The organism is Shinella oryzae, assembly GCF_023038235.1.
Lineage (GTDB): Bacteria > Pseudomonadota > Alphaproteobacteria > Rhizobiales > Rhizobiaceae > Shinella > Shinella sumterensis.
Genome location: NZ_CP081988.1, coordinates 1,775,108 through 1,801,175, shown reverse-complemented (window position 1 = coordinate 1,801,175; position 26,068 = coordinate 1,775,108). Strand labels below are relative to the sequence as shown.

General features: G+C 59.7%; 27 protein-coding genes and 2 pseudogenes. 16 read left to right on the top strand and 13 right to left on the bottom strand.

From position 1 onward, the window contains the following. The first annotated feature begins 58 nt into the window (after window positions 1-58). Window positions 59-934, top strand: a complete 876-nt coding sequence (locus tag K6301_RS24555; protein ID WP_281505891.1) for a LysR substrate-binding domain-containing protein — start codon at window positions 59-61, stop codon at window positions 932-934. 31 nt (window positions 935-965) lie between these two features. Here K6301_RS24555 and K6301_RS24550 read toward each other — a convergent pair whose 3' ends face one another. The 4 genes from K6301_RS24550 to K6301_RS24535 all read right to left on the bottom strand — a co-directional run bounded on the left by K6301_RS24550 (window position 966) and on the right by K6301_RS24535 (window position 5,380). After that, entirely contained in the window at window positions 966-1,742 is a 777-nt protein-coding gene (locus tag K6301_RS24550; protein WP_247221441.1) for an amino acid ABC transporter ATP-binding protein, read from the bottom strand. 3 nt (window positions 1,743-1,745) lie between these two features. Further along, window positions 1,746-2,657, bottom strand: a complete 912-nt coding sequence (locus K6301_RS24545) for an amino acid ABC transporter permease (RefSeq protein ID WP_247221440.1) — start codon at window positions 2,655-2,657, stop codon at window positions 1,746-1,748. Between the two features lie 4 nt (window positions 2,658-2,661). Continuing rightward, window positions 2,662-3,558 (bottom strand): ABC transporter substrate-binding protein, encoded by an 897-nt coding sequence (locus K6301_RS24540; protein ID WP_247221439.1) that lies wholly within the window; start codon window positions 3,556-3,558, stop codon window positions 2,662-2,664. A 451-nt stretch (window positions 3,559-4,009) separates the two neighbouring features. After that, window positions 4,010-5,380, bottom strand: a complete 1,371-nt coding sequence (locus K6301_RS24535; RefSeq protein WP_247222516.1) for an aminotransferase-like domain-containing protein — start codon at window positions 5,378-5,380, stop codon at window positions 4,010-4,012. Between the two features lie 261 nt (window positions 5,381-5,641). Between K6301_RS24535 and K6301_RS24530 the strand changes: the two genes are divergently transcribed. The 9 genes from K6301_RS24530 to K6301_RS24490 all read left to right on the top strand — a co-directional run bounded on the left by K6301_RS24530 (window position 5,642) and on the right by K6301_RS24490 (window position 14,695). Beyond that, window positions 5,642-6,124, top strand: a complete 483-nt coding sequence (locus K6301_RS24530) for an MSMEG_0572/Sll0783 family nitrogen starvation response protein (protein ID WP_148147409.1) — start codon at window positions 5,642-5,644, stop codon at window positions 6,122-6,124. Between the two features lie 68 nt (window positions 6,125-6,192). Continuing rightward, a complete protein-coding gene (locus K6301_RS24525) occupies window positions 6,193-7,182 on the top strand; it encodes a Nit6803 family nitrilase (protein WP_247221438.1) in 990 nt (329 codons plus the stop codon). Then, window positions 7,175-8,293, top strand: a complete 1,119-nt coding sequence (locus K6301_RS24520) for an MSMEG_0568 family radical SAM protein (RefSeq protein WP_247221437.1) — start codon at window positions 7,175-7,177, stop codon at window positions 8,291-8,293. The genes K6301_RS24525 and K6301_RS24520 overlap by 8 nt, the downstream gene beginning before the upstream one ends. Then, window positions 8,290-8,829 carry an MSMEG_0567/Sll0786 family nitrogen starvation N-acetyltransferase gene (locus K6301_RS24515; RefSeq protein ID WP_247221436.1) on the top strand — a complete coding sequence of 180 codons (540 nt, stop codon included), beginning with the start codon at window positions 8,290-8,292 and terminating at the stop codon, window positions 8,827-8,829. The genes K6301_RS24520 and K6301_RS24515 overlap by 4 nt, the downstream gene beginning before the upstream one ends. Continuing rightward, on the top strand, window positions 8,829-9,827 hold the full coding sequence (locus K6301_RS24510) for a sll0787 family AIR synthase-like protein (RefSeq protein WP_247221435.1): 999 nt from the start codon (window positions 8,829-8,831) through the stop codon (window positions 9,825-9,827). The genes K6301_RS24515 and K6301_RS24510 overlap by 1 nt, the downstream gene beginning before the upstream one ends. After that, window positions 9,793-10,071, top strand: coding sequence for an MSMEG_0570 family nitrogen starvation response protein (locus K6301_RS24505; RefSeq protein WP_247221434.1), 279 nt, complete (start codon window positions 9,793-9,795; stop codon window positions 10,069-10,071). Before K6301_RS24510 ends, K6301_RS24505 begins: the two co-directional genes overlap by 35 nt. Before the next feature lie 11 nt (window positions 10,072-10,082). After that, window positions 10,083-11,339, top strand: a complete 1,257-nt coding sequence (locus K6301_RS24500; protein WP_425475440.1) for an MSMEG_0569 family flavin-dependent oxidoreductase — start codon at window positions 10,083-10,085, stop codon at window positions 11,337-11,339. Then, on the top strand, window positions 11,336-12,160 hold the full coding sequence (locus K6301_RS24495; RefSeq protein WP_247221432.1) for a Pnap_2097 family protein: 825 nt from the start codon (window positions 11,336-11,338) through the stop codon (window positions 12,158-12,160). The genes K6301_RS24500 and K6301_RS24495 overlap by 4 nt, the downstream gene beginning before the upstream one ends. An 807-nt stretch (window positions 12,161-12,967) precedes the next feature. After that, window positions 12,968-14,695: a chloride channel protein gene (locus K6301_RS24490; RefSeq protein WP_247222515.1), complete on the top strand. Its 1,728-nt coding sequence runs from the start codon at window positions 12,968-12,970 to the stop codon at window positions 14,693-14,695. A gap of 130 nt (window positions 14,696-14,825) precedes the next feature. On the opposite strand, the gene K6301_RS24485 is transcribed toward K6301_RS24490, so the two are convergent. Next, window positions 14,826-16,058 carry a benzoate/H(+) symporter BenE family transporter gene (locus K6301_RS24485; protein WP_247221431.1) on the bottom strand — a complete coding sequence of 411 codons (1,233 nt, stop codon included), beginning with the start codon at window positions 16,056-16,058 and terminating at the stop codon, window positions 14,826-14,828. Between the two features lie 112 nt (window positions 16,059-16,170). On the opposite strand from K6301_RS24485, the gene pdxR reads away from it, so the two are divergent. The 3 genes from pdxR to K6301_RS24470 all read left to right on the top strand — a co-directional run bounded on the left by pdxR (window position 16,171) and on the right by K6301_RS24470 (window position 19,928). Then, a complete protein-coding gene (gene pdxR / locus K6301_RS24480; protein ID WP_247221430.1) occupies window positions 16,171-17,661 on the top strand; it encodes a MocR-like pyridoxine biosynthesis transcription factor PdxR in 1,491 nt (496 codons plus the stop codon). A gap of 147 nt (window positions 17,662-17,808) precedes the next feature. Continuing rightward, window positions 17,809-19,113 (top strand): serine hydroxymethyltransferase, encoded by a 1,305-nt coding sequence (locus K6301_RS24475; RefSeq protein WP_247221429.1) that lies wholly within the window; start codon window positions 17,809-17,811, stop codon window positions 19,111-19,113. Between the two features lie 11 nt (window positions 19,114-19,124). Further along, a complete protein-coding gene (locus K6301_RS24470; protein ID WP_247221427.1) occupies window positions 19,125-19,928 on the top strand; it encodes a YggS family pyridoxal phosphate-dependent enzyme in 804 nt (267 codons plus the stop codon). Window positions 19,929-20,196: 268 nt separating this feature from the next. On the opposite strand, the pseudogene K6301_RS24465 reads toward K6301_RS24470, so the two are convergent. Further along, window positions 20,197-20,439, bottom strand: a pseudogene (locus K6301_RS24465) (DUF6428 family protein); the annotation flags it as partial. On the opposite strand from K6301_RS24465, the pseudogene K6301_RS24460 reads away from it, so the two are divergent. Beyond that, window positions 20,440-21,012: pseudogene (locus tag K6301_RS24460) on the top strand (MFS transporter); the annotation flags it as partial. A 4-nt stretch (window positions 21,013-21,016) separates the two neighbouring features. Here K6301_RS24460 and arsH read toward each other — a convergent pair. The 7 genes from arsH to K6301_RS24425 all read right to left on the bottom strand — a co-directional run bounded on the left by arsH (window position 21,017) and on the right by K6301_RS24425 (window position 24,824). Then, window positions 21,017-21,727, bottom strand: coding sequence for an arsenical resistance protein ArsH (gene arsH, locus K6301_RS24455; RefSeq protein ID WP_425475420.1), 711 nt, complete (start codon window positions 21,725-21,727; stop codon window positions 21,017-21,019). Then, window positions 21,720-22,145 carry an arsenate reductase (glutaredoxin) gene (arsC, locus tag K6301_RS24450; protein ID WP_247221425.1) on the bottom strand — a complete coding sequence of 142 codons (426 nt, stop codon included), beginning with the start codon at window positions 22,143-22,145 and terminating at the stop codon, window positions 21,720-21,722. Before arsC ends, arsH begins: the two co-directional genes overlap by 8 nt. 2 nt (window positions 22,146-22,147) lie before the next feature. Beyond that, the gene (gene arsB / locus K6301_RS24445; RefSeq protein WP_247221424.1) at window positions 22,148-23,206 is read right to left on the bottom strand and encodes an ACR3 family arsenite efflux transporter; all 1,059 of its coding nucleotides are present in this window, start codon (window positions 23,204-23,206) and stop codon (window positions 22,148-22,150) included. A gap of 1 nt (window position 23,207) precedes the next feature. Continuing rightward, on the bottom strand, window positions 23,208-23,735 hold the full coding sequence (locus tag K6301_RS24440; RefSeq protein WP_247221423.1) for an arsenate reductase ArsC: 528 nt from the start codon (window positions 23,733-23,735) through the stop codon (window positions 23,208-23,210). 38 nt (window positions 23,736-23,773) lie between these two features. Beyond that, a complete protein-coding gene (locus K6301_RS24435) occupies window positions 23,774-24,187 on the bottom strand; it encodes a GNAT family N-acetyltransferase (protein ID WP_247221422.1) in 414 nt (137 codons plus the stop codon). Then, complete coding sequence (locus tag K6301_RS24430) at window positions 24,181-24,534, bottom strand: ArsR/SmtB family transcription factor (protein WP_247221421.1); 354 nt, start codon at window positions 24,532-24,534, stop codon at window positions 24,181-24,183. Before K6301_RS24430 ends, K6301_RS24435 begins: the two co-directional genes overlap by 7 nt. 122 nt (window positions 24,535-24,656) lie before the next feature. Next, complete coding sequence (locus K6301_RS24425; protein WP_247221420.1) at window positions 24,657-24,824, bottom strand: hypothetical protein; 168 nt, start codon at window positions 24,822-24,824, stop codon at window positions 24,657-24,659. 543 nt (window positions 24,825-25,367) lie between these two features. Between K6301_RS24425 and K6301_RS24420 the strand changes: the two genes are divergently transcribed. Both K6301_RS24420 and K6301_RS24415 read left to right on the top strand, forming a co-directional pair. Beyond that, complete coding sequence (locus K6301_RS24420; protein WP_048903050.1) at window positions 25,368-25,727, top strand: type II toxin-antitoxin system RelE/ParE family toxin; 360 nt, start codon at window positions 25,368-25,370, stop codon at window positions 25,725-25,727. Then, entirely contained in the window at window positions 25,724-26,050 is a 327-nt protein-coding gene (locus K6301_RS24415; protein ID WP_247221419.1) for an XRE family transcriptional regulator, read from the top strand. Before K6301_RS24420 ends, K6301_RS24415 begins: the two co-directional genes overlap by 4 nt. Window positions 26,051-26,068: the final 18 nt, after the last annotated feature.

Sequence of the window (26,068 nt, the reverse complement as noted above, 5' to 3'; positions counted from 1 at the left end):
CGGGCAATTCTGCGCTATTGCTATTCGTTGAAGTTATTGATGATACAGGGAGCCGCCGGTGAACCTGAGGCAGGTGGAAGTCTTCAGGGTGGTGATGACGAACGGCACGACGGCGCGCGCCGCCGAGGTGCTGCACGTCTCCCAGCCTGCCATCAGCAAGATGGTCCAGGAGTTGGAACGCTCGCTTGGCTTCGATCTTTTCAAGCGGATCAAGGGGCGGCTGCAACCGACCCAGGAGGGTCAGTTGTTCTTCCGTGAGGTCGAGCAGGCTTTTCTGGGCTTGACCCATCTTCGCGGCGCGGCGGCCCGCATCCGCGATTATGGCTCCGGAGAAATCAGGATCGCCTGTCTTTCCGCCCTGTCGACCAATGTCCTGCCCCGTGCTCTTCACGCCTTCATGCAGGCCAATCCGAATGTCGCCGTGACATTCCAGGCACGCATGTCTTCCAACGTGCGCGACCTGGTGGCAACAGGGCAGTTCGACCTCGGTATCGTTGCCGACGAGATCGACCGCACTGGCGTTGAGGTTGAGGAGTTCGCCCAGTTCCGCGTGGCCGTCGCATTGCCCAAAGGACATCCTCTCGAAGCCCTTCAGGTCATTTGCCCGGCCGACCTTGCGGGACAGGCCTTTGTGGCGCTTGCTCCCGAAGACACCACCCGTCGCGAAGCGGAGACCGCCTTCGCAAAGGAAGGCATCACCGTACGTACTGTGATGGAAACGCCGTACTCGACGACGATCTGTGCCATGGTGGCTGCCGGCATCGGGATCGGCTTGGTCAACCCGCTGACGGCCGAACCTTATGAAGGCCACGGCTTGACGCTTCGGCCCTTCGAGCCGGCGCTTCACTTCCGGACGCTTCTCATCACGCCGCCCAATCGTCTCCCGTCCAAAGTTCTCAAGGATTTCATCCGGGTGCTGCGCGCAGCGATCTAAGCGCTTTCTCCTGATCACGAGCATGGCTGCCTCAAAGGACTTTGGATAGAAAGGCGGCAGTGCGCGGATTTTGCGGATCGGCGAGCATGGTGCGGGGGTGGCCTTCCTCGACGATCTGGCCCTGATCCATGAAAACGAGATGGTTTCCCACCTCCCGGGCAAAGCCGATTTCATGCGTCACGACGACCATGGTGATGCCGCTGCGGGCGAGATCCTTGATGACGTCGAGGACCTCGCCGACCAGTTCGGGATCGAGCGCCGAGGTCGGCTCATCGAACAGCATCACCTCGGGCTCCATCGCAAGCGCACGGGCGATGGCGACGCGCTGCTGCTGGCCGCCGGAAAGCTGTGCGGGATAGCGGCCTCCAAAACCGGCCAGACCGACACGCCCAAGCAGGTCATCGGCCTTCCTTCCAGATTGCTCCCTTGACCAGCCCTTGACATGAAGAGGCCCCTCCATGACGTTTTCGCGGGCAGTCATATGCGGAAACAGGTGGAACCGCTGGAACACCATTCCCGTCAGCCGGCGCTGTGCCGCGATCTGGCTCGGCGCGAGAGGATGAAAACGGCCGCCCCTCTCGATGAACCCCTGCAATTTGCCTTTAAGGAGCACCCGGCCGGCCGAAATGCTCTCCAGCTGATTGATGCATCGAAGCAGCGTCGATTTCCCGGAACCGGACGGGCCGATGGCCACGCAGACTTCGCCACGTCGTACACTGAGATCCACGCCCTTCAGCGCATGAACGGGGCCATAGAACTTGTGGATGTTCTGCATCTCGACACAGAACTCGGAAATATGCGCATTCATGGCCTACTCCGCCATCGTCGGATGAACGGAAACGCCTTTACCGAAATGGCGTTCGAGGAAATGCTGGCCGACCATCAGTACGCTGGTGATGGCGAGATACCAGGTGCCGGCCACCAGAAGCAGCGGGATCGGCAGGTAGAGACGGTTCGAGATGGCATTGGTCGCGAAGGTCAGGTCCAGGGTGAACGGCACGGCGAGCACCAGAGACGTCATCTTCAGCATGCCGATGGTTTCGTTTCCTGTCGGGGGTATGATCACCCGCATTGCCTGGGGCATGAGGATCCGCCACCAGATCTTCGTCGGTTTCATGCCGAGCGCCTGCGCCGCCTCGGCCTGCCCGCGATCAAGCGAATTGAATCCCGCCCGGAAGATTTCGGTCAGATAGGCGGACTCGTTGAAGCCAAGGCCAAGGATGGCCGCGACCGCCGGCGTGACGATGTATTTGGTTTCAACGCTGATGACCTCGGGCCCGAAAGGAATAGCAAGGCTAAGATTGGGGAACAGAACCGCGAACAGACCCCAGAACAGCAGCTGCGTATAGATCGGGGTTCCCCGGAAGAACCACACCCAGGCATAGGCGATACCGCGCAAAACGGGATTGTCGCTGTCGCGCATAATGACCAGCAGGGCGGCCACCACGATCGCGACCGTCATTGCGACGACGGTCAAGATCAGCGTCCACCCAACCCCACGGATGACCTGTGCTGAAAACAGATAGGTCAGGTAGACATCCCAATGAAAATTGGGATTGGCTGAAACGGCCTGAACGATCTGCAGCGCCAGGATTGCCAGGATGGCGATGGCGAGCCAGCGGCCAGGGTGACGGCGCGTGACGACAACGTTGCGCGCGACTGCCGCATTTCCGGAAGGAGCCGGCTGGAAGCCGGTTCCGTTGTTTTCAACGTTGGTAGCCATCGGCTCAGATCGTGACTTCGGGGTTGACCAGAGCCTTGTCGACGATCACGGAACCGACCCCCCAGGTATCGAGCAGCGCCTTGTAGGTACCGTCGGCGATCAGGGAGTTGATCGTGTCGGCGATCAGTTCGGTCAATGCCATGTCCGACTTGGCTACGGCTATGCCGTTCGGGCCGTGTTTGCTCAATGCGCCGCCGGCCGGCTTCATTATTTCGAAGGCGCCTTTCGACTGCTTTACCGCATAGCCGATGCCCGCCTCGCCCGAAACCGTCGCATCAGCGCCGCCGGCAGCGACACGGGTAAGCGCTTCCGGCTGCTTGGAGAAAGGCAGGATTTCAATTTCGGCCTTGCCGGCAGACTTGCAGAGATCGTTTTCGGCAATCACCGCCTTTTCATGATAGCTGCCCGACTGGATTGCGATCTTGCGGCCGCAGAAATCCTTCGAGTCGAATTGCGTCGGGTTCCCGGCCTTCACCGCCCACATGTTGCCCGTGTCCGCGTAGCTTATGAAATTGACGGCCTTCATTCGTTCGTTGGTGACGGAGAACGCCGAAACGCCGAGGTCAAATTTTGTGCCCAGAGCTGGCAGGATCGCTTCGAAGGCAGATGTCTGGAAATCGATCTTGACGCCGAGTTTCTTACCGATCGCATTGGCAATATCGACATCAATGCCCTCGGGCGTCTGCCCGTCCTTTTCACTCAAAAATTCCCAAGGCGCATAGGCGGTATCAGACCCGATCGTCAGCACACCGGCTGCCTTGATTTTTTCGGGCAGCCGGGCCGCCAAAGCGTGGTCGACCTTGATCGAGGATGTGTCGAAATTCTGTGCGAAGCTCGGGCTACTCATGCCTGTCACGGCAATCGCGACAAACATCGGCAGGTACGTACGTGTCTTGAACATTATTGTTCCCCATATTGTTTTGCGACGGACACAGCGAGGCCTGGGAGGACCGGCGTCCTTCTCGTCCGACGCAGAAACTATGAGGCGGGTAGAACAGAACGTCCAATAATAAGATTGGCGCGATCTATTCCAACAGGTTATCGAGTCTTAGGGGTGTCTATGCTGTTGCTGCAACGGCAAAACCGCCGCTTCGCAATCGTCGCAGGATCGGGCACATTCGGTCGGTCTGCTCAAAAGCTTCTGGACCAAAACCCTGCCGCCAGGCTCTCTATCTATTTGTATTGCTGTGCTTCGGCTACGCATCGAAGGGTGCGGTATAAAAGCAATATGCCACGAGCCGAAGTCGTCGTGAGCCACGCTTTCAACGCCACATTAGCCGATATATGCCAAGGATCGGCGTCATCAGCACTATACGTGTATCGATACGCTCGAGAATGTTCGCCCTACACAGTCAGCCCATCCAGCCGGCCTCAGACAACGATTGGGCCATAAAAAGAAGCCCGGCTTGCAGTTGTTCGCGTTGAATCATGCCGCCAAGGCATATCCTCATGTGCTCATCGGGTTTTCCCAAAACCGTGAAGGCATCGGAGGGCATCAAGCCCACATGACGCCCGGCCATTCGTCCCATCAGTTCTGCCCTGCTCGCGCCCTTCGGCAGCTTCAGCCATATGTTAAAGGCTTCCGGCTCGCCCTTGATATCCAGGCCTGAAAGAGTATCCACGGCAATCTGGTGACGCGAAGCACTTTCCAACCGCACGAAGTGGCGGATGGCGTCGGCGGTGCCATCTTCGATCCATCTCGTGGCGAGCGCCATGCAGATCGGCGACGGCATGACGGCGCTGGCGCGCATTGCCTGGGCCAGAGAATATGCAGCTCTGGCGTTGGGGGAGACAGTGTAGGCAAGGCGCAAGCCTGCACCGAGGCATTTGGCCAAGCCTCCAATGTGCCAGGTGAGGTCCGGAGCAAGCGTCGCGAAAGGAACGGGCGCGGCTGCGGGAATGAAGCCATACGCGTCATCCTCGATCAACGGCAGCCTGTGCCGCAAGAGAACTTCGGCGATCTCCATTCGCCGCTCGCGCGGAATGGTCAGCGTCGTCGGATTTTGGACCGTCGGGTTAAGATACAGCGCTTTGGGCTGGTGCAAATGGATAGCTGCATCAAGCGCATCCGGGAGGATGCCGGAAGCGTCCATCGGAATTCCTACGAGCTGCAGCCCCATGCGCGCTGCAATCGCTCGCAGTCCTGGATATGTCACGGCTTCACACAGGATAACATCGCCGGGTCGGGTCATCGTCGAAAGAAGCGCCGTCATCGTCGCATGTGCCCCCGGCGTGATCGCGATCCGCTCGAGACTTGGCACCATGCCTCTTTTCGAAAGCCATGAAGACGCGGCAGCCTTATCCTGCTCTCCACCGGTCGTCGACTGGTAGCGGAGAAGGGAAATGAGGTTGGCCGAAACTGTCTGCAGGCCCTCCTGCATCCTCGCCACGAGATCGGGATCCTGCGGCTCGGGAGGCATGTTCATCGATAGGTCCTCGTCCCCGGCGCGACGTGGATCGATACGATGTTCCTCCTTCGGGCGACCAAGCGCGAAGGTACCTCTTCCGACATGGCTCTCCACGAGGCGACGGGAATGCGCTTCGGTGTAGGCGCGACTGACTGTCGTGAAGTCGATCCCGAGACGTTCGGCGAGCCTGCGCTGCGGTGGCAGTCGATCACCCGCGGCGATATCTCCTCGCTTGATCGCCATTTCGATCGCATCGGCAATCTGGAGATAACGAGGCTTGCCGTCAGGGCGGAGTTCGGGGAGCCATTTCAACATTTCAAACAAATCCAAAACAACAATTGCTCCGTATTGTATGGATGCTAAAGGGCAGTTTCAAGCGGTAATATGGCGCGAGGAATTGGATCAATAATTGGGCAGTATTATGGAAATCCCCGCCGAAACTTAGGCAGATCGCACGCTCGGTGTGCGATTTTGCATTTTATCAAGAAATAATTGTATGCATATTAAACTGCTTATTGATTCATACAATTTCATTCGTATCGTTTCTGCATCAACCCCGCGCAAGGAGATGCAGACATGCCTGAAGTAACGCAGCAGCCGCACAAGGATGGTGACTTCTTTGTCGACTACGAGTCCAAGGTTTTCGAGGACGTCAAGGCCGACCCTGGCGAGAAGGCGCTCGTAACCTTCCACACGATGGCGTTCGAAGGTTCTATCGGCCTTGTGAACATTCTCAATGCCATTCGCCTGCAGCGGAAAGGCTACGAGACTTCGATTCTTCTGTACGGCCCGGGCGTGACACTGGGGATCCAGCGCGGCTTCCCCAAGCTCGGCGACGAGGCCTTTCCCGGTCATCTGAACTTCAACAAGAACCTCGAGCGCTTCATGAAGGAAGGCGGCAAGGTCTACGCATGTCGCTTCGCATTGCAGGCCCTCTATGGGCACGGCGAACCGGCTCTGATCCCCGGCATCATCCCGATCCTGCCGCAGGACGTGCTGGACTGCGTGCTTCTGCACAAAAAGGCCAACGCGCTGATCATCGACACATGGACCGTCTGATTTGACCTCGGCACCCCGTTCCGCAGCGGACGGGGTGCTCTGTTCCAGGCAATGCGAAGGAGCCAGTCATGCCCAAAACAGTACGTGCCGCCGCCGTGCAGATCGCGCCCGACCTAACTTCGCGCGCCGGCACTGTCGAGCGGGTCCTGAATGCGATCGCCGAAGCCGCAGACAAAGGCGCGGAGCTGATCGTATTTCCTGAAACATTCGTACCCTGGTATCCCTATTTCAGCTTCGTTCTACCGCCCGTTCAACAAGGCCCGGAGCACCTGCGGCTTTATGAGGAAGCCGTCACGGTGCCATCGGCGGAAACAAGGGCCGTTGCTGATGCCGCGCGCAAGCGCAATGCAGTTGTCGTGCTTGGGGTGAATGAACGCGACCGCGGCTCGCTTTACAACACCCAACTGATCTTCGACGCGAACGGCAGCGTGAAACTCAAGCGCCGCAAGATCACGCCGACCTATCACGAACGTATGATATGGGGCCAAGGCGATGGTGCCGGCCTGAAGGTTGTCGACACGGCCGTCGGCCGCGTGGGCGCCCTGGCGTGCTGGGAGCACTACAATCCCCTGGCCCGCTATACGTTGATGGCCCAGCATGAGGAAATTCACGCCTCTCATTTTCCGGGCTCACTTGTCGGCCCGATATTCGGCGAGCAGATCGAAGTCACGATGCGCCACCACGCGCTGGAATCGGGCTGTTTCGTGGTCAATGCCACCGGCTGGCTGAGCGATGACCAGATCGCCTCCATTCACCCCGACCCCGCCTTGCAGAAGGGGCTGCGCGATGGTTGCATGACCTGCATTATCACACCGGAAGGCCGCCATGTCGTACCGCCCCTGACCTCGGGCGAAGGCATCCTGATCGGCGATCTGGACATGCGGCTCATTACCAAGCGCAAGCGGATGATGGATTCGGTCGGACACTATGCACGGCCTGAGCTGCTGCACCTTGTCCACGACACGCGGCCCGCACGCGCACTCGAGCAGGTCGGCCTTACAGGCGATTTTTCCGATGCAGAGCAAGACAAGCTATTTGAGGAGGCTCAGGATGCGTGACCTGCCATCGATAGATCCGAAACTCATCAACGATCTCCAGACACGAGGAATGCGTCTCGTCGATCCGCGGGCCGGCCACGAGAGCAGGCGCGGTGGCGCAGGCCCCTCGGACCATAAGGCCGTCAATTTCGGCGACACAACCGTCATGGTGCCGGTACATACCGCACCTGCATTCGACAGTCCCTATCTGGTGGAGGCGCCCGATGCCGACGGCCGTGCGCGCATCACCAGGGAAGGATCCGAGGTCGCTCGAATTCGATTTCCCAATCGTCCGCGATTTTATGATCTGACGACTGCAGACGGCATTCCGTACAACAAGATCGCGGTTCTTCATTCGCGCGATGTGCTCGCCACGACCATTTTGCAGACCTGCATCCGCTATGAAAGCCGCAAGAAGACCTGTCAGTTCTGTTCGATCGGCCAAAGCCTTGCAGCCGGCCGGACTGTCGCGCACAAAACTCCCGCGCAACTGGCGGAGGTCGCAAAGGCAGCCGTCGAACTCGACGGCGTGAAGCACATGGTGATGACCACCGGCACGCCTGCGGGTAAGGACCGTGGTGCTGCCGTCTTGGCAGAGAGCGCGCGCGCGGTTAAGGCCGTCGTCGACCTGCCCATCCAGGTACAATGCGAGCCGCCCGAGGACGATATCTGGCATGAACGGATGAAGGATGCGGGCGCGGACGCGCTGGGAATGCATCTTGAAGCGGTGACACCAGAAGTCCGGCAACGGATCATGCCCGGCAAGGCCAGCGTTCCGCTCGAAAAGTATTTCTCCAGCTTCGAAGCCGCAGTGAAGGTGTTCGGGCGGGGGCAGGTCTCGACCTATATCCTCGCGGGTCTGGGCGATACGCGTGAAGCCATCCTCGATATGTCCACGCGGCTGGTTGCAATGGGCGTCTACCCATTCGTCGTACCGTTCATACCGATCTCCGGAACGCCGCTCGAAAGTCACCCCGCACCGAAATCCGATTTCATGGCCTCCATCCTGGCTCCCCTGTCGCAGATCGTCATCGACGGCGGACTGAAGGCCTCGGATATCAAGGCCGGTTGCGGAAAATGCGGTGCCTGCTCGGCGCTCTCGACTTACGAGAAACTGAGGATCCCGGCATGAGCCACATGGATCACTCCACCTTCATCAGCCCTGAATTCATCATCCGGGCAGCAACTGAAACCTGGGAACTTCAAGGCGTATCTCGTCTCCGACACCAGGTGTTTGTAGACGAACAGCGCATCTTCGTCGGCAGTGACCATGACGAAATCGACGCTAGCGCCCTCCCCCTTGCGGCGATCGCTACGTTAGCGGCCGAACCTGCAGAAGTTGTGGGGACTGTCAGGATCCACGAGCCCACGCCCGGTATCTGGTGGGGCTCGCGCCTTGCGGTCGCTCCCGCATACCGCAGGGTCGGTCGGCTGGGAGCAGAGCTGATCCGGCTGGCGGTGAGTACCGCGAATGGCATAGGGTGCAGCGAGTTTCACGCGCATGTCCAGCTTCAGAATGGACCCTTGTTTCGGCGCCTGCATTGGGAACCTGCTGGAGAGGTCGATCTGCATGGCGTGCGCCACATGCACATGCTGGCTTCACTCGACCACTACCCCCCGATATGCGACCCGACCATCGGCTGGTCGGCCAGAGCGCGGAGGTCATGATGGACTTACATGCCCTGGCGGCTGCACTCGCAGCCCATCCATCGATCCGCAGCAAGCTGCACATAGCAGCCACGACGCAGGTACTTTCGCTGTCCGCCAGCACGACGGGAATGCCCGGCGACGACGCCGCGGCGATCCCCAACCGGCAAGGCGGATGGGACCTCTTTGCGGGCGAGGGTTTCATGCCCCAGTTCGTCCAGGATGACCCTTGGTTCGCAGGATGGTGCGGCGTGATGGTAAACCTCTCGGACATAGCCGCGATGGGCGGACGCGCCACCGCACTTCTCGATGCCGTCTGGGCACCGGATGCCGCATCGGCCCTGCCCCTCTTGTCGGGGCTAAAGGATGCGGCAAGCGCCTATGGGATCCCGATCGTCGGTGGACATACAAATCTGAACAGCCGCGAGCTCAATCTCGCCGTCTCTGTTACGGGGCGGGCAGAACGGCTTATCTCCAGCTTTGCGGCAAAGCCCGGCGACGTGTTGATCGCCGCGATCGATCATCGGGGTCAGTATCGGCCGCGTTTCGACAACTGGTGCGCGGCTCTCGATGCCCCGCACGAGCGGCTGCGCGGCGATTACGAACTTCTGCCGGAACTCGCGGAAGCCGGGCTTGTCGATGCCGGAAAGGACATAAGCCAGGGTGGCATCGTGGGGACAGCTGTGATGCTGGCCGAGTCCTCACTCTGTGGTTACGATATAGATCTGTCCACGCTGCCACTTCCGTCCGGCGTGGCAATCGACCGATGGCTGCGGACCTTTCCTAGCTACGGCTTCCTGCTCTCCGTTCGCGCCGATCAGGCAGCGCATGTCTGCTCGCTTTTTCGCGTGCGCGACATCAGTGCAGCCCGTATCGGCCGGGCGACGGACAACAGCAGGATCGATCTGACCTACGATGGCGCTCGCGCCACGTTCTGGGACTATGAGAAAAGCCCTTACATCTCGCTTTCAAAGGAGACCGCACATGCCCGAGGTGCGCTTCAGCATACGCTGGCCTGATGGAGCGGAGGAAAGCTGCTACTCTCCCTCCACGGCGATAAAACGGCACCTCGAAGCCGGACGGACCTATCCACTCGGCGAATTCGTCGAACGCGCCCGCACCGGGCTACACGAGGCATCAGACAGAGTCGCCGAAAAGTTCGGCTTCGCCTGTTCCTCCGCACTTGATCAGCTCAACAAGATCGAAAGCACCGCTTCGCTCCAACCTGCGGACGGAGAGGTCACCTGCCTCTCCATGACATGAAAGGTCTTCCCATGAGTGACACAGCAACCGCACATGTGCCTGTTCTCGTTATTGGAGGCGGTCAGGCCGGCCTCTCGGTCAGTTGGTATCTCACGCGCGCGGGGATCGAACATGTCGTGCTCGAGCGGCACCGCCGGTTCGAAAGCTGGAGAAACAACCGCTGGGACACGTTCTCTCTGGTTACGCCGAACTGGCAATGCCGTCTGCCCGGATGGGCTTATAACGGCGAGGACCCGCACGGTTTCATGCTCAAGCATGAAATCGTCGAATATCTCGACGGTTTTGCGGAGAGCTTCGACGCCCCGCTGAAAGAAGGCGTCGACGTGACACATGTGTCACGCCTTGATGGCGGCGGATACGTGATCGAGACTAACGAGGGCACGATGACGGCCGATCAGGTCGTGATTGCCACGGGTGGATACGACAATCCGATCGTTCCCCCCTATGCTAGTAATCTCGACGCTTCGATCGTCCAGATGCATTCGCGGGACTATCGTCGCCCGTCGCAGCTCCCTGCGGGCGGAACGCTGATCGTCGGGACGGGCCAGTCCGGTGTGCAGATCATGGACGATTTCCACCTTGAGGGCCGGTCCGTTCACCTCGCTGTCGGCCCGGCTCCGCGCAGCCCGCGCAAATACCGCGGCAGGGACGCCACGGACTGGCTTTACGATGCCGGCACCTATGCGGTCACCATCGATCGCCATCCCGATCCGGTCAAGGCTCTGACCCAGACCAACCATTACATGTCCGGTCGTGACGGCGGCAAGGAGATCGATCTGCGCAAATATGCATTGGAAGGGGTTCGCCTCTACGGTTCCGTGGCTGGTGCTGACGGGACGAGCATGACCTTCCTTCCTGATCTGGAGAAGAACCTGGACGACGCAGATCGAAGCTACCTGGGCATCCGGAAGCAGATCGACGCGTGGATCTCTTCCCAGAACATCGATGCGCCGGAAGAAGCGGAATTCGAGAAAGTCTGGCGACCGGAACGGGAAATCACCAGCGTGGACCTTCGCGAGGCAGGCATCACTTCGATCATCTGGGCGATCGGTTTCCGGCCGGATTACTCCTGGCTCAACGTCGATTGTCTCGATGAGCGCGGCAAGCCGCTCTTCAACCGCGGCGTCACGAATGTACCTGGTCTGTATTTTATTGGGCTCGGCTGGCTGAACACTTGGGGATCGGGACGGTTTCTTGCGATCGATGAGGACAGCCGATATCTCGCGGAACGAATAGTGTCGTTTAGAAAGGACAGGCTGGCCGCATGAGCACTCTCAAGCTCACCAGGTGCGACGGGACGGCGCTTATCGAACGCCACGTGCTTGGAATGGCGGAAATGGGCTACCACGGCATTTCGGAGCAATGGCTCAAGCGACGTGCGGGTGATTTGCACTGGCGGCTAATCGCGCGCGCCATGGGGCAGCGGGATGCTGTTTTCACTTGCTCAGAGGGCGAGCCACTCTACGCGGCATTTTGCGCAACTAGTCTGCAACTCAAAAGACCCCATCTTCCCCGCCTAGGCGGGGAAATGACACTGGCCGCCGATCTCTACCGTGTCGGCCACGGGCGTCTGGCGTCGCTTCTCCGCATCACGGTAGGCTGCGATATTGTAGGCGGCATGATCTTGGTCTCGACCTTCGTCGGACGCTCCGAACCGGGAAGCAATCGATCGGTCGTTCGGCGGAGCCCGCGAGCGTTGGCGATGCCCCCTGAGGCTCCCCTCGCGGTTCGTCGCTTTGCCGAGAAGGCCTCAGCCACAGCGCAAGACATTCGCGACGACCGTCTTAAACTCTCCGGAATGTCGGAAACTCAAAAGGTCCTGCCGTGCCCGGCGACAGAATTCAATGCGGCCGGACTCCTCTATTTTCCGAGCTACAGCGCTTTGGCAGATCGGGCATTGTTTCAAGCAGGGGAGAGGCAAACAAATATGGTTGCCTCCAGGTATGTCGTTTATCTCGGAAATGTAGAGCCAGGAGAATGGCTGGATATCAACTTCCGAAAACTGCCTTCGGGGCACGATGTCTTGCTGCATGGCCCAGATTCCAGGCCTTTGGCGTTGATGCGCGTCCGTTTCGATCGTGCCAGCTAGCTCGGCAAATGCGGACTACTTGTCGGCCATCGACGGGTCGAACCTCTGATAAACCGTTGATCCTCGTGGACATTAAATTCGCCACCGCGACGATAGAATATCGATTTCCAGAAGGCCAAAAGGCAACTGGCGTTGTTGCGTGTTTGTTCATGCGGTCCTGGCCGCGCTTGATGAGAATCGAAGCGTCAGCGTGTGTTTCGACGGCGCCTCGCGCCCGCGATATCGCGCATAGGCATGATGCAACCATTATGGGGCGCAACATCAACTGCGTCAAATTGCGCCCCGGTCCAGACCAGCATGCTTCGAACGCAGGGATTTACCATGAGGTAGATCGGGATGGCGAGCCTCAAGATTGTGGACCCTGTCGAAATATATCGCCAACGGCACATGGCCGGCTCACAGCTGCGACACCCTTCATGGTACATTAGGCCATCGTCATTATCGGTGGTGGTGTTGTGAGCGGCCTAGTGGGCGCCCTTTCCGTGCGCAAACTTGCAACCAGAAAGGGCGCGCTCAACAGTATCTTTGCGCTGCTCATCTTCGTCGTTGGGATACGTGCTCTCGAAAGGCTACCAGAAGTTCGTCATCTAGCCTGGGCACTTTCCGTACAAGCGACCAAAAAAACTTTGAAAGGCAATGGCGGAGGTCTACATCCGTCGATGACACGCACTTGAATCGAGGTTCGCGGGCTATGCTCGACCGTCGGCAAAGCACATGACACATCACACTCCCCGTTTTCCCGGAACGTTTAGGCGCCTGCGCAAATTGCGCCCATCGGTCCTTTACCGATTCCTGAGCCTCGAATTAATGCGTACGCTCCCGCGCCGCAGCGAATTCGGCCTGGCATTCGCTGGAGCCATTGTGGGGATCGCCGCAGGGCTTTGTGTGTCCGTCATGACCTTCATTGCGCGGACAATGCATATGATTGTCTTCCAACTTGAGCCAGGCGTTCGCCTGAGCGGGACCACAGTCGAAGACAAGACGCTTATGCTTGCCGCTCCAATCACTGGCGGTGCGCTGCTCGGGCTCCTGCTTTTAGTGCTAGCGCGCTGGCGCAAGAGGCCGCTGGTTGACCCCATAGAAGCAAATGCCCTGCATGGAGGCCGCCTGTCGCTGACCGACAGCCTCATCGTTGCGGTCCAGAATCTCGTGTCGAACGGCTTCGGCGCATCCGTCGGGTTGGAAGCCGGCTATACGCAGGTCGCTTCGGGCCTCGCCTCCAAATGCGGCAGCAAGCTGAAACTCCGGCGCTCCGACATGCGCATACTCGTCGGTTGCGGAGCGGCTGGCGCAATTGCCGCAGCCTTCAATGCACCGTTGACAGGCGCGTTCTACGCTTTCGAACTCATTATCGGTGCCTATACGATCGTCTCACTTACCCCCGTCGTCGTCTCGGCTCTCATCGCGAACCTTGTTGCCCGATTTTTATCTGCAAGCGACGCCGGTATTGACGTCGGCAGCGTAGGCAGCATCGTACCAGCAGACTATGTGCCGGCATTAATGCTCGGCGCAATCTGCGGGGGCTTGGGAATCCTGCTCATGCAGGGTGTCGCGCTTGTCGAAGAGACAGCGCGCCGAAGCGCGATTCCCGGTTATTTGCGCCCTATCATCGGCGGCGCGGTCGTTGGCCTTCTTGCCATGATCAGCCCGCAGATTCTGTCTGGCGGCCACGGTGCCCTGCACTTGAACTTGGAGACCGATGTACCTGTTTTTGCGCTTCTCAGTTTGCTCGTGCTAAAGGCGACCGCATCTGCGATCTCGATCGGTTCCGGTTTCCGCGGCGGTCTATTCTTCGCCTCACTTTTGATGGGGGCTCTGATCGGGAAGCTATTTTCGTTTGCTGCGCCTTATCTTGGTCACGCCAGCCTAGAGCCCGCTAGCTACGCAGTCGTTGGCATGAGCTCACTCGCGGTCGCCGTCATCGGCGGGCCACTGACGATGACATTCCTTGCCCTCGAGATCACCGGTGACTTCCCGATGACGGCCCTTGTGCTGGCGTCGGTGATCACCTCCTCCTTCATCGTGCGAACGCTGTTCGGCTATTCCTTCGCCACCTGGCGTTTCCACTTGCGTGGAGAAACGATCCGTAGCGCGCACGATGTGGGCTGGATCCGGAACCTGACGGTCGACAAGCTTATGCGCGCTGATGTACGCACAGCGGCAGCCGATATCTCCGTAGCGGACTTCCGAAATGCGTTTCCCATCGGGTCAACCCAGCGCGTCGTGCTCACCGAACCGAACGGAAGATATGCCGGTATCGTTCTTGTCCCCGCTGTGCATGGTAATCTCATCGAAAATAAAGAGGCAACCGTTCCTGTGCGCCACCTGGCGGAACATGGGAACGATGTCCTCCTACCAACCATGAACGCCCGGCAGGCGGTGGCATTGTTCGACCAGTGCGAAAGTGAGGCTCTTGCGGTCGTGAGCGACCTCATAAGCCAAAAGGTTATCGGCCTCCTGACGGAAAGCCACACCCTGCGTCGTTACAGCGAAGAGCTCGACCGGAGCCGACGAGAAGTTTCCGGTGAACTTTGATCCCCAACCCTATCGCACTCAATTGGATTTCTCAGCCATCTCGTGGTCGATCAGCGGCGGAACAGCGACGCCGACGACGTGCATACGCAGGACGGCTGCCGCATCCCGGTGACGAAAGTGGTCATCGTCGTCACTGCGCGATCCTTTCGATTGTAGTGGGGCTGGCCTGTTCTCGACGGCATAGGCGACAGTTCAGGACGAGATAGGCGACAAGACCGATTACCAGCCCCCAGAAGGCTCCACCGACACCGAGCAGCTTGATGTTCGCTGCGGATGCCAGAAAAGTAATCAACGCAGCCTCACGCGATGTCGGATCGGCCATTGCCCCGGCAAGGCTGCCACCTATCGTGCCGAGCAGCGCCAGACCGGCAAGTGTGGTGATGAAGGTTGCTGGAAAAGCCATGAAGACGGCGGCGAGCGTCACCCCGAATACGCCGACCAGCACGTAAAAGCAGCCTGCAGCAATCCCCGCGATCCAGCGCTTTCGTATATCTTCATGTGCTTCCTTGCCGGTGGCGATCGCCGCCGTAATAGCCGCGATGTTGAAGGCGTGCGAGCCGAATGGGGCCATGATGAAGGAGCCGAGACCGGTCATGGTGACGATGGGATTGGCGCTGGTCTTGAAGCCGTCACTGCGCAGCACCAGCATGCCCAGCATGTATTGGCCGGTCAGCGTGATGAGAAATAGCGGCAGCGCAACAGACAGAAGCGCGTTCGAGGAGAACGCCGGCATTGTGAGGACGGGCGCGGCGAACTCCAGCTTCAGCCCCGACAGATCGATCCGACCCTGCGTCAGAAGGAACCCCAACCCGAGAACGAGTATGCCGACCACCGCGTAGCGGGCGGACAAGCGCTTTAGGACGACATAGGCGACAGTCAGCAGTCCGACGAGCAGCGGATCGACGCTTGCGCAACCGAATGCACCGATACCGAACTGCAGCAGGATGCCGGCCAGCAGCCCGGAGGCGATACCTGGCGGGATCAGCCGGATGACCTTCTCGAAATAGCCCGAAAGACCGAGCGTGACGAAGGCCGCCGCCGAGATCATGTAAGCGCCGACCGCGTCCGCATAGGGCGTCGTTGCCAGAGCCGTGACGAGGAAGGCTGCCGCAGGCGTAGACCAGGCGGTGATGATCGGTTCGCGATAGCGCCAGCTCAGGAACAGTCCCGTCAGCCCAACGCCTATGGATACCGACCAGACCCAGGAGGCCGTGAGTTCGGGGCTTAGCCCGGCAACCTTGGCGGCCTGAAACACCAGGATGAATGTGCCTCCATAGTTGACGATAACGGAGATGAACCCCGCCACGACAGGATGGGTTAGGTCGCTCAAGCGGATCGACAACGGTGAAGCAAGTGAGGACATGATCCTGAAAGGTCTCCTGAAGTTCGGGGCGCACCGGCCAAAAAACTGCATTGACAACTAGGCGAACAATGGCCCGATTGGTCCGTCCAGTTTACCCGAGAAAGTCAGACCATTGTTCAAGCACGCCCAATTGGAATCCGTGAAGGCTTGGATTTCTCATCCCTCCCATGCCGCGATGCCGCTTCATGCGCGCATTCAGCGGGCAATACGGCAGTTGATCGTCGATGGCGCGCTAGGGCCGGGGAAGCCGCTACCAGCCTCACGCACGCTCGCCAAATCGCTTGGCGTCTCGCGCGACACGGTTGAAGCCGCCTACGCCCAGCTTCATGCCGAAGGCTTCATTGATCGCCGAGTTGGCAGCGGCACCTTCATCGCCGAAATGATGGAATTCGCGCCGGGGCAACGGCTTTCACGACGGGACGCGGTCGCACGCAATCAGCCCCCAAAACTCAGCAAACGCGGGGCTGCGATCTTCCGCAGCGGCGGGGTGCGCGAGATGATGGTGCCGCAACCGTTCGCGCATGGTGTGCCGGAGATCCGTACTTTCCCGCTTCGGCTCTGGGAAAGGCTCGAGCGACAGGTACGCAAGGAGGCCAGCGCGCCGACTCTTTTTCATGGCGATCCGCAGGGGACTGAACCGCTGCGCCGTGCTATCGCCGACTACGTGAACCTTGAACGGGGAGCCCGCGCTACAGCCGACCGGGTGCTCATCCTCACCAGCTCGCAGCAGGCTATGTCGCTTTGCGCCAACATACTGCTTGATCCTGGCGACCGCATCTTCATCGAAGACCCCGCCTATTACGGGGCACGGAAAGCGTTCGATGCGGCGGGGCTCGAATGTCTGCCCGTTCGCGTGGACCGACAGGGAATAGTCGTTGATCAGATCATCGCCGAGCAACGCAAGGCAAAGGCCGTTTCGCTGACGCCGTCGCATCAGTTTCCGACCGGCGCGACACTGTCGCTGGACCGCCGACTCGCACTTATCGACTGGGCGTCCAAGCATCAGGCGTGGATCATCGAGGACGACTACGACAGCGAGTTCCACTATGCTGGCAAGCCGACCGCCTGCATGCAGGGTCTCGATCCCCACGACCGGACAGTCTATATCGGCACCTTCACCAAATCACTCTTTCCAGGTTTGCGGATCGGCTATGTCGTGTTGCCGCCCCAGCTCGTGAAGCCGATGACAGTGGCACGCACTCTACTCGATGGACATTCGGCTCCGATGCCGCAGCTGACGCTCGCCCGGTTCATGGAAGGCGGTCATTTCGGTGCCTATGTGCGCACCATGCGGAGCATCTATGCTGAACGCCGCGATGTGCTGGTCGATCTCGTTCAAAAGCATCTGTCGGATTTCGCCGAACCGCGCGTTCCAATCGGCGGGCTGCAAATGCCGTGTCTGCTTACCGGCAATCTGTCGGAGCGCACTGCGATCGATGCCGGGCGCCGTGTCGGAATCGAGCTTTTGGGATTTTCGGCGCTGCACGCCACCAGCGATACTAGGGCCGGTTTCCTGATGGGCTTTGCCGCTTACACGCCGGCCGAGATCGAACATTCCGTCAAAAAGCTGGCAAATGCGTTTCGGGCGGTGTCGAAGCCGTAGATGACATCCGGGAGTTAAATGGTCTGAATGATATGCGAGAAGTGGCGGGGCATAGCAGGCCGCATGAGTGCTAGGTGCAGACGGACATCGCAACGATGAACCAGCGTGGCAGAGATCCAATTTCTCAGCAGCTTGATGGAGATAACAATGCACACTTTGGACGCCCCGCACACACGTCAAAACGATCGATCTTCAGGTGTGAGTGCTGCCAGGTTGTCCATTGCCGATACAGCCGTTGCCGATGCGATCGACAACGAAGCTGTGCGCCAACGCGACTCTATTGAGCTGATCGCGTCGGAGAATTTCGTGAGCCAGGCCGTGCTCGACACGCAGGGATCAGTGCTCACCAATAAATATGCCGAGGGTTATTCGCATCGTCGCTACTATGGCGGATGCGCGAATGTCGATGTGGTCGAGGATCTCGCGATTGAACGCGTGAACCGGCTCTTCGGCAGCACATACGCAAATGTGCAATCGCATTCAGGCAGTCAGGCCAACCAGTCGGTGTTCCTGGCCCTGCTCAACCCCGGCGATACGATCCTCGGGCTTGATCTCAGGGCGGGTGGGCATCTCACCCATGGCGCGCCGGTGAATATGTCCGGCCGCTGGTTCAACGTTGCCAGCTACGGCGTCGACCCGGACAACCATCTGATCGACATGGATCAGGTCGCTGAACTTGCGCGGCACCACCGCCCAAAATTGCTGATTGCCGGTGGCTCAGCCTATCCGCGCATAATGAATTTCGCGCGCTTTCGTGAAATCGCCGATGAGGTGGGCGCAATCCTGCTGGTGGATATGGCGCATTTCGCCGGGCTGGTGGCTGGTGGGGTCTATCCATCGCCGGTTCCTTTTGCCGACGTCGTTACCTCGACCACGCACAAAACCCTGCGCGGGCCGCGCGGTGGCTTCGTGCTGACCAATCATGCGGAGATCGCGACGAAGATCAATTCGGCGACGTTCCCCGGCCTTCAGGGCGGCCCGCTGATGCACGTCATTGCGGCAAAGGCCGTGGCCTTCGGCGAAGCGCTGCAACCGTCCTTTACGACCTACGCGCGCTCAGTCGTCGAGAATTGCCGGGCGTTGGCACAGGCCCTCACCGATGGCGGCCTTACGATCACCAGTGGCGGCACGGATTGCCATCTTGCCGTCGTCGATCTGCGTCCCTTCGGCGTGACCGGCAATATCGCCGAGAAGGCGTTGGAGTCGGTCGGCATCACGCTCAATAAGAATGCCATCCCAAACGACCCGGAAAAGCCGATGATCACATCGGGCATCCGTGTCGGGAGTGCCGCCGGAACATCGCGTGGCTTCGGCGCCGACGACTATCGCGAAATAGCCGCGCTCATGCTCGACACGCTTGAGGCGGTCCGTCGCGGCACACTCGATTCCCACCGGAAGGAGATCAATGCCCACGTGCGTCAGCTCGTCTCGCGCTTCCCGTTGCCTTACTAATCGGGGGCGACATGAGCACGCCTTCAACAATCGAGCTATCGCCCGAGGACATCATCCGATTTGGCAACGATCCCACCGCCATGTTCGCGGCGAACCTGATAACCGTGCAGGCGCGCATCAAAGCGGCATGCCAACGCTGTGGGCGTAACCCTGACAACGTGCGTCTGCTGCCCATAACCAAAACGGTCCCGGCGGATATCCTGCGGCTCGCCTACGCCGCCGGGATTGCCGACTTCGGAGAAAACAAGCTCCAGGAGGCCCGAGACAAGCAGGCTCTCCTCAGCGATCTGACGATCCGCTGGAGTATCGTCGGCCACCTCCAGACCAACAAGGTTAAGTATCTGGTCCGGCTGGCGTCGGAGTTCCACGCGCTCGACAGCGTTCGGCTGGCGGAGGAATTGAACCGTCGCCTCGATGCCATAGACCGCGACCTAGATGTATTCGTGCAGGTTAATACGTCGGGAGAGGAGAGCAAATACGGACTGCATCCTAACGATCTGATGCCGTTCATCGAGCGCCTCCCGAACTTTCCCCGGCTCAGGCCGGTCGGCCTCATGACGCTGGCAGTCTTTAGCTCAGATATGGAGCGTGTGCGCGCCTGCTTTCGTTCACTACGTGAGCTGCGGGATCGCGCCGCCACCATCCGCTCCGACCTGAAGCAGCTTTCCATGGGCATGTCGGGAGATTTTGAAATCGCCATTGAGGAAGGCGCGACCGTCGTGCGTGTCGGACAGGCCATTTTTGGCGCACGCTCGACTGGCAACGCCTATTATTGGCCGGGCTTTGCTCCCGATTATATCGATCGGGTGGGATAGGCCGGCAATCCTGCTGGACGAAGGACGAAACTTCGGTGAGCCTTCCAGACGCCAAAAATAAGCCCCAGCGTAACGACGATAAGATCGCCGTAAAGACATTGTCGTTACGCTGTGATCACGTTCGTTGTTCGCGACATCAGCTCATCTAAGCTCTTGAGCGGTATCGAACCGTCGACCCGTTATTGTGAAGAGTGAAATCTGATAAAACACAGCAGCTTAATCCGCTGCGGATCAACAAGAAGATCACGTCATCACTCAACGAGCAAAGTTACGTGCACCAAGCTGACTCATCGACGGGCGGCGGCCCGCAGCAAGATGATTTGGCCTGTTCCTCCGCCAGCCACCGGTCCCGCGGCTTGCAACTCGCTGGCCGAGCAGGAAGGGAAACCTCGAAGGAGCCGGCTACGAGCCGTGGCGCGGCCGCGCAGTAGAGGGCCATCGGCCGCTCTCCGTCACTGACCTCGAACGTCAGCTTTGCCGTTGGCTCGAGCTGCACATGGTCTGCTACCTTGCCCGGCGCCGCGCGATCGTGATCGTCTCCTTTGCTTTCGCGCTTCTTGGCTTCACGCTCGCCGCGATCCTTGCACATATGGTGCCGATGCTGGGATCGATCGGGTTGGGCGCCGCAGCCGTCGTGATCGGCTCGCTGTTAGGCCCAGCGCAGGTTCTGAGCCGTCTGATCAATATGATCTTCGGCAAGAACCTGTCGCCGCCTGGGCTTGCGGTCCTGTCGGCCGTGCTCATCGTCTTCGGCGTCCTGATCCTGCTGATGACAGGCAACTGGCTTCCGGGTGCGGTCGCCTTCGCCATCTGCCTCGGGCTCGGTTCCGGCATCAACAGCATCGCGCAGGGCAGCCTGCCGCTCTATCTGTTCGGCTCGGACGGATATGGAGCGATCACCGGCAAGATGGCGGCCGCCCGTCTGGCGGTCGGCGCCGGCGCGCCCTTCGTGTTCGCGGCGCCCATGGAGAATATCGGGCTGAGCTTCGCCCTGCTCGCAAACGCATGCCTTGGGGCGATCAGCATCGCGGCATTCGTTGCGGTGGCGGCATCCTGTCGGCGGCCAGCCATCGCGACGATCTAGGTTGTCAGATGGACTGCAGCGAAACCCGCTTCTCCAGCTCGGCCGCTTCTTCCTTCCGCTCACTGTAGCGGTCGGTCAGGTAGGTCGCGGCATCGCGGGTCATGATGGTGAACTTCACCAGTTCCTCGCAGACGTCGACGACGCGGTCATAGTAGGAAGACGGCTTCATCCGGCCGTCGGCATCGAATTGCTGAAACGCCTTAGCAATGGACGACTGGTTGGGGATGGTGATCATCCGCATCCAGCGGCCGAGAATACGCAATTGATTGAGGGCGTTGAAGGACTGACTGCCGCCGGAGACCTCCATCACCGCCAGCGTCTTGCCCTGCGTCGGACGGACTGAGCCGAGCGACAGCGGGATCCAGTCGATCTGCGCCTTCATAATCCCGGTCATGGCGCCGTGGCGTTCTGGGCTGATCCAGACATGGCCTTCCGACCATTGAGAGAGGTTGCGGAGTTCCTGAACCTTGGGATGGGAGACAGGCGCCTCGTCCGGGAGCGGCAATCCGGCCGGATCGAATATGCGCACCTCGCATCCGAGTCGCTCGAGCAACCGACGGACTTCGAAGGCAAGCAGACGGCTATACGACACTTCCCGGAGCGAACCATAGAGGATCAGGATCCGCGGCTTGTGGGTGGAAGACGCCGGGCGAAGGGATTCTGGCGAGATCGGCTGAAGATGGTCGTCGTGCAGTGCGGGAAATGTCTCAGACACTGCGCTTTCCTTCCTGATCGAGGACCTGTTCGCCGTCTTCCTTGGTGAGTGGTCCCTTGAAGGCGTCGGCCGGGAGGATGTCGATCACGACCTCCGAGGGGCGAGCAAGTCTTGTACCCAGCGGCGTGACGACGAGTGGCCGGTTGATCAGGATCGGGGTGGCGATCATCGCGTCCAGCAACTGTTCATCCGTCAGATCAGGATTGTCGAGGCCGAGTTCCGCATAAGGCGTGCCCTTCTCACGAATTGCTTCGCGGACCGTCAGGCCGGCATCTGCGATCATCCTGGAGAGCTGCTCGCGCGATGGCGGGTTCTGCAGGTATTCGATGACGGTGGGTTCGATCCCGGTGGCGCGGATCAGCGCCAACGTGTTGCGAGACGTGCCGCAGGCCGGATTGTGATAGATGGTGGCGTCCATGGTCAGGTCATTTCGGTGATAGTGTTGCGGGAGACGGCCGGTGATGCCTCGTACCAGCCCTTCGAGCGGTTCACGATCCAGACGACCGAGAGCATCACAGGCACCTCAATCAGGACACCGACGACGGTGGCGAGTGCCGCGCCCGACTGAAACCCGAACAGGCTGACGGCAGCGGCAACCGCGAGCTCGAAGAAATTGCTGGCACCGATGAGCGCTGACGGCCCGGCGACGCAATGGCGCTCGCCCGACATGCGGTTCAGGAGGTAGGCGAGACCCGAGTTGAAATAGACCTGGATCAGGATCGGAACCGCGAGCAGTGCGATGATGGTCGGCTGGGCGATGATCTGCTCGCCCTGGAAAGCGAAGAGAAGTACGAGCGTGGCGAGCAGCGCGACAAGCGACATCGGTTGAAGCTTCGCAAGCAAGCGATCGAGCGCGCCCGTCGTGCCGTCGGCCATCAGGTAACTCCGCAGCATCTGGGCGATGATGACGGGAACGAAGATGTAGAGCGCGACCGACAGGGCAAGTGTCGCCCAGGGCACGGTGATAGCCGAGAGGCCGAGCAGTAGGCCGACGATCGGTGCGAATGCAACGACCATGATCGCGTCGTTCAAGGCAACCTGCGATAGGGTGAACAGCGGTTCGCCCCGCGTAAGGTTGGACCAGACGAAGACCATGGCCGTGCAAGGTGCTGCGGCAAGGATGATCAGGCCTGCGATATAAGAGTCGATCTGGTCGGCCGGCAGATAGGGTCGGAACAGCCAGCCGACGAACAGCCATCCCAGCAAAGCCATGGAGAATGGTTTGATCGCCCAGTTGATGATCAGCGTCACGCCGATCCCGCGCCAGTAGGATCCGACCTCCGTCAGCGACCGGAAATCGATCTTCAGCAGCATCGGAATGATCATCAGCCAGATCAGGATCGCGACGGGGATGTTGACCTCGGCGATCTCAGCGCCGCCGATGATATGGAAGACGCCGGGCATCAGGTGACCGAGGGCAACGCCGACGGCGATGCAGAGGAAGACCCAAACAGTCAGGTATCGCTCGAATGCCGACATCTTACTCGGCCTTCGCTGATTTGACCGATGCGCCTTCCAGCGAACCGATCTGGCGAACGTGCTGTTCGAGGGCCAGGCGATCGATCGAAGCTATGGGCAGGTTGATGAAGGCGGTGATCCGGTTCTTCAGAAACCGTGCAGCTTGGGCGAAAGCACGCTGGATCTCAACTTCAGTTCCGACGACGGCCGCGGGATCCTCGACGCCCCAATGGGCGGTCATCGGATGGCCAATCCATACAGGGCAGGCTTCACCGGCTGCGCTGTCGCAGACGGTGAAGATGAAATCCATCTCTGGGCTCCCTGCATCGGCGAACACGTCCCAACTCTTCGATGAGAAACCCGTCGATGGGTAGCCGAGCGCATCCAGTTCCTTCAGCGCGTGCGGATTGACTTCGCCCTTCGGCTGGCTGCCGGCGGAATAGGCCTTGAACCGGCCGCCGCCCTCTTTGTTGAGGATGGACTCGGCGAGAATAGAGCGAGCGGAATTGCCCGTGCAGAGGAACAGCACGTTGTAGGTCTTGTCAGTCATGGTCGTGGTCCGTGGTTAGGTCGGAGGCCTGTTGAGCTTCATGATGGTCGCCGACGAGGGCAAATTGAGGACAGTTGGCGGGTCGCAAGCACCGCGGCCGGCACTTCGGCCCGCGGCACCTCTGAAGACCCGATGCTCGAGAAAAACGGCGCGGCACTCGTCGTCGCGAGGAAGATATCGCCACCTACGCCTCGAAGCGTTGCCTCGACGATTGCCCGGCCGAACCCATGCCCCCGATGTTCCGGCAGAACGACAACAGACCGCAGCAGATAATCGCCGCCGCAGCGTTCGAGGCCGGCATATCCGATCGTTTGGCCGTCGCCGAAGACGGCTTCGAGGAAGGCGCGGCCTTCGTCTTCAATGTCATCGGTCGGGAGATCCGCCGCACGGAGCGCTTCGCGGAGACGAGCGTCGCTACCGGCCACTTCGTGCAATGCGATCGCGCTCAACATGGCTTCGCCCCCGGCGCGCAGCATGGCGTCAGTTCTGCGATCAGGGGAGCGCAAAGCTCCGTCGATCCGCCGCAGCAGTCCTTCAGCAGGAATAGTGTCAGGTCGCGCAGGCCGTCCAGGTCGGCCCGGTAGATGATTGATCGGCTCTGGCGCTCGCTCTTCACCAACCCTGCACGAGACAGCGTCGCAAGATGCGCCGACATCGTGTTCTGCGGGACATCAAGCAGCCGGGCGAGCTCGCCTGCCGGAATTCCATCCGGTTCGTGCCTCACGAGCAGACGGAACGTCTCAAGCCGGGTGTTCTGGGCCAAGGCCGCAAGGGCCGCTATTGCGTTGTTACTTTCCATATATCCAGAATAATGGATATATCGGAGAAGTCAACCGCTTCCAAGCCGGGGCGGATTATGTGCAGCTGAAAGTCGAGGATGCCCTTGCAAAGCAAGGCGATCGAGCCCGAGGTGACGATAAGTCACCACGGCTCATATTCATGCACGATCTCCAGATCGTCTTCGTCGTCAGGGTCGTCGCTCGGCAGAACGCCGAACTCGTTGCCGGACCTGAACAGCGTGACCGGAACCATCAGGGTGCGGGCGAGCTGGAATGCGTGGTTCTGCGCGAGGGAAAGATCGGTGTTCATCTGAGGCTCCATCTTTGGAGCGGGCCATTCCCCGCTCGATGGCTCCCATCAGTGTCCGGAACCGGTCGCGATCACCGCAAAGGCGTGAGCCGAAGCGGCCGCAGCTTGCTAGCGGACCCCGTCAGCGGGTTGATCGACGGAGATCCGGGGCTGGACCAGGAAGCCATCCATCAAGAGCGGGATTGGGACGCCTCATAGACTTTGCCTTGGATCCACAATAATCGTGATGATGCGGATCCTTGCCTTCCCCGATCGCGTTGCCGGTTGTTTCCTCACTCCGACGTCGGGTCGGCGTCGACGCATACAACTGCTGGAGACGCCTCGCATGCAGCTCGAAGCTGATCATTTCGAACGGTTGCGGAAGCTGCATCGAGGTCTGACGTCGTTCTCAAGCAGGCTCCAGATCACAAGTTTGCTGGAATGATCGTCGCGGGCGCCAACAGGTCAGCGCCATCTACCCTTGTCAACTCTGAGGGGCCAAGTTATTCCATCTGCGGAATATCGCTTGAAATATTCCATAGATGGAATACATTCGGAGCAGCGATGAGTTGGAGCGTTGAATATACCGATGAGTTTGGTGAGTGGTACACGACGCTGATCGAGGCCGTTCAAGACGATGTTGTAAGGGTTGTGGGGCTTCTCGAAGCCAAAGGACCGCAACTTCCCTTCCCTTACTCATCCGGCATCGAAGGTTCAAAGCACGAACATATGCGGGAGCTGCGGATTCAGAGCGGCGGCGAACCCTACCGGGTATTCTACGCTTTCGATCCGCGTCGCACTGCTATTTTGCTGATTGGTGGAAATAAAACCGGCGACGACCGCTTTTACGAAATCATGATTCCGGTCGCTGATCGACTATATGACAATTACCTGATCGAGATCGGGAAGGAAGGGTTGATATGACGGGACATCGCTCCTTTAACGACTTGCGCAACAGAATGTCGCCTGAACGCCGGGCTCGCAACGATGAAGCGACGAAGGCAATTCTCGAGGAAATGGCGCTGCACGAACTGCGCGTGGCCCGTGAAAAAACTCAGCAGGATGTGGCACGCGCACTCCATGTGAAGCAGCCGGCGGTCGCAAAGCTGGAGCAGCGCGCCGATATTTATGTCAGCAATCTGCGACGCTATATCGAAGCTTTAGGTGGCACGCTGGAGATTACGGCGAAGTTTCCCGACGCCTCGGTCAACATCAAGAATTTCAGCGAGTTGGCCGCTGAGAAGTAACAACGCTTGGAAGCAATA

Excerpts from the sequence above, each read along its gene's own strand:
- arsB (WP_247221424.1), bottom strand. The coding sequence starts at position 23,206 with ATGTCGGCATTCGAGCGATACCTGACTGTTTGGGTCTTCCTCTGCATC.
- K6301_RS24490 (WP_247222515.1), top strand. The coding sequence starts at position 12,968 with ATGCGTACGCTCCCGCGCCGCAGCGAATTCGGCCTGGCATTCGCTGGA.
- K6301_RS24440 (WP_247221423.1), bottom strand. The coding sequence starts at position 23,735 with ATGACTGACAAGACCTACAACGTGCTGTTCCTCTGCACGGGCAATTCC.
- K6301_RS24425 (WP_247221420.1), bottom strand. The coding sequence starts at position 24,824 with ATGAACACCGATCTTTCCCTCGCGCAGAACCACGCATTCCAGCTCGCC.
- K6301_RS24550 (WP_247221441.1), bottom strand. The coding sequence starts at position 1,742 with ATGAATGCGCATATTTCCGAGTTCTGTGTCGAGATGCAGAACATCCAC.
- K6301_RS24435 (WP_247221422.1), bottom strand. The coding sequence starts at position 24,187 with ATGTTGAGCGCGATCGCATTGCACGAAGTGGCCGGTAGCGACGCTCGT.
- K6301_RS24520 (WP_247221437.1), top strand. The coding sequence starts at position 7,175 with ATGCGTGACCTGCCATCGATAGATCCGAAACTCATCAACGATCTCCAG.
- K6301_RS24495 (WP_247221432.1), top strand. The coding sequence starts at position 11,336 with ATGAGCACTCTCAAGCTCACCAGGTGCGACGGGACGGCGCTTATCGAA.
- K6301_RS24485 (WP_247221431.1), bottom strand. The coding sequence starts at position 16,058 with ATGTCCTCACTTGCTTCACCGTTGTCGATCCGCTTGAGCGACCTAACC.
- K6301_RS24420 (WP_048903050.1), top strand. The coding sequence starts at position 25,368 with ATGAGTTGGAGCGTTGAATATACCGATGAGTTTGGTGAGTGGTACACG.
- K6301_RS24415 (WP_247221419.1), top strand. The coding sequence starts at position 25,724 with ATGACGGGACATCGCTCCTTTAACGACTTGCGCAACAGAATGTCGCCT.
- K6301_RS24515 (WP_247221436.1), top strand. The coding sequence starts at position 8,290 with ATGAGCCACATGGATCACTCCACCTTCATCAGCCCTGAATTCATCATC.
- K6301_RS24545 (WP_247221440.1), bottom strand. The coding sequence starts at position 2,657 with ATGGCTACCAACGTTGAAAACAACGGAACCGGCTTCCAGCCGGCTCCT.
- K6301_RS24530 (WP_148147409.1), top strand. The coding sequence starts at position 5,642 with ATGCCTGAAGTAACGCAGCAGCCGCACAAGGATGGTGACTTCTTTGTC.
- K6301_RS24525 (WP_247221438.1), top strand. The coding sequence starts at position 6,193 with ATGCCCAAAACAGTACGTGCCGCCGCCGTGCAGATCGCGCCCGACCTA.
- K6301_RS24475 (WP_247221429.1), top strand. The coding sequence starts at position 17,809 with ATGCACACTTTGGACGCCCCGCACACACGTCAAAACGATCGATCTTCA.
- K6301_RS24470 (WP_247221427.1), top strand. The coding sequence starts at position 19,125 with ATGAGCACGCCTTCAACAATCGAGCTATCGCCCGAGGACATCATCCGA.
- arsC (WP_247221425.1), bottom strand. The coding sequence starts at position 22,145 with ATGGACGCCACCATCTATCACAATCCGGCCTGCGGCACGTCTCGCAAC.
- K6301_RS24500 (WP_425475440.1), top strand. The coding sequence starts at position 10,083 with ATGAGTGACACAGCAACCGCACATGTGCCTGTTCTCGTTATTGGAGGC.
- K6301_RS24535 (WP_247222516.1), bottom strand. The coding sequence starts at position 5,380 with ATGTTGAAATGGCTCCCCGAACTCCGCCCTGACGGCAAGCCTCGTTAT.
- K6301_RS24510 (WP_247221435.1), top strand. The coding sequence starts at position 8,829 with ATGGACTTACATGCCCTGGCGGCTGCACTCGCAGCCCATCCATCGATC.
- K6301_RS24505 (WP_247221434.1), top strand. The coding sequence starts at position 9,793 with ATGCCCGAGGTGCGCTTCAGCATACGCTGGCCTGATGGAGCGGAGGAA.
- K6301_RS24540 (WP_247221439.1), bottom strand. The coding sequence starts at position 3,558 with ATGTTCAAGACACGTACGTACCTGCCGATGTTTGTCGCGATTGCCGTG.
- K6301_RS24430 (WP_247221421.1), bottom strand. The coding sequence starts at position 24,534 with ATGGAAAGTAACAACGCAATAGCGGCCCTTGCGGCCTTGGCCCAGAAC.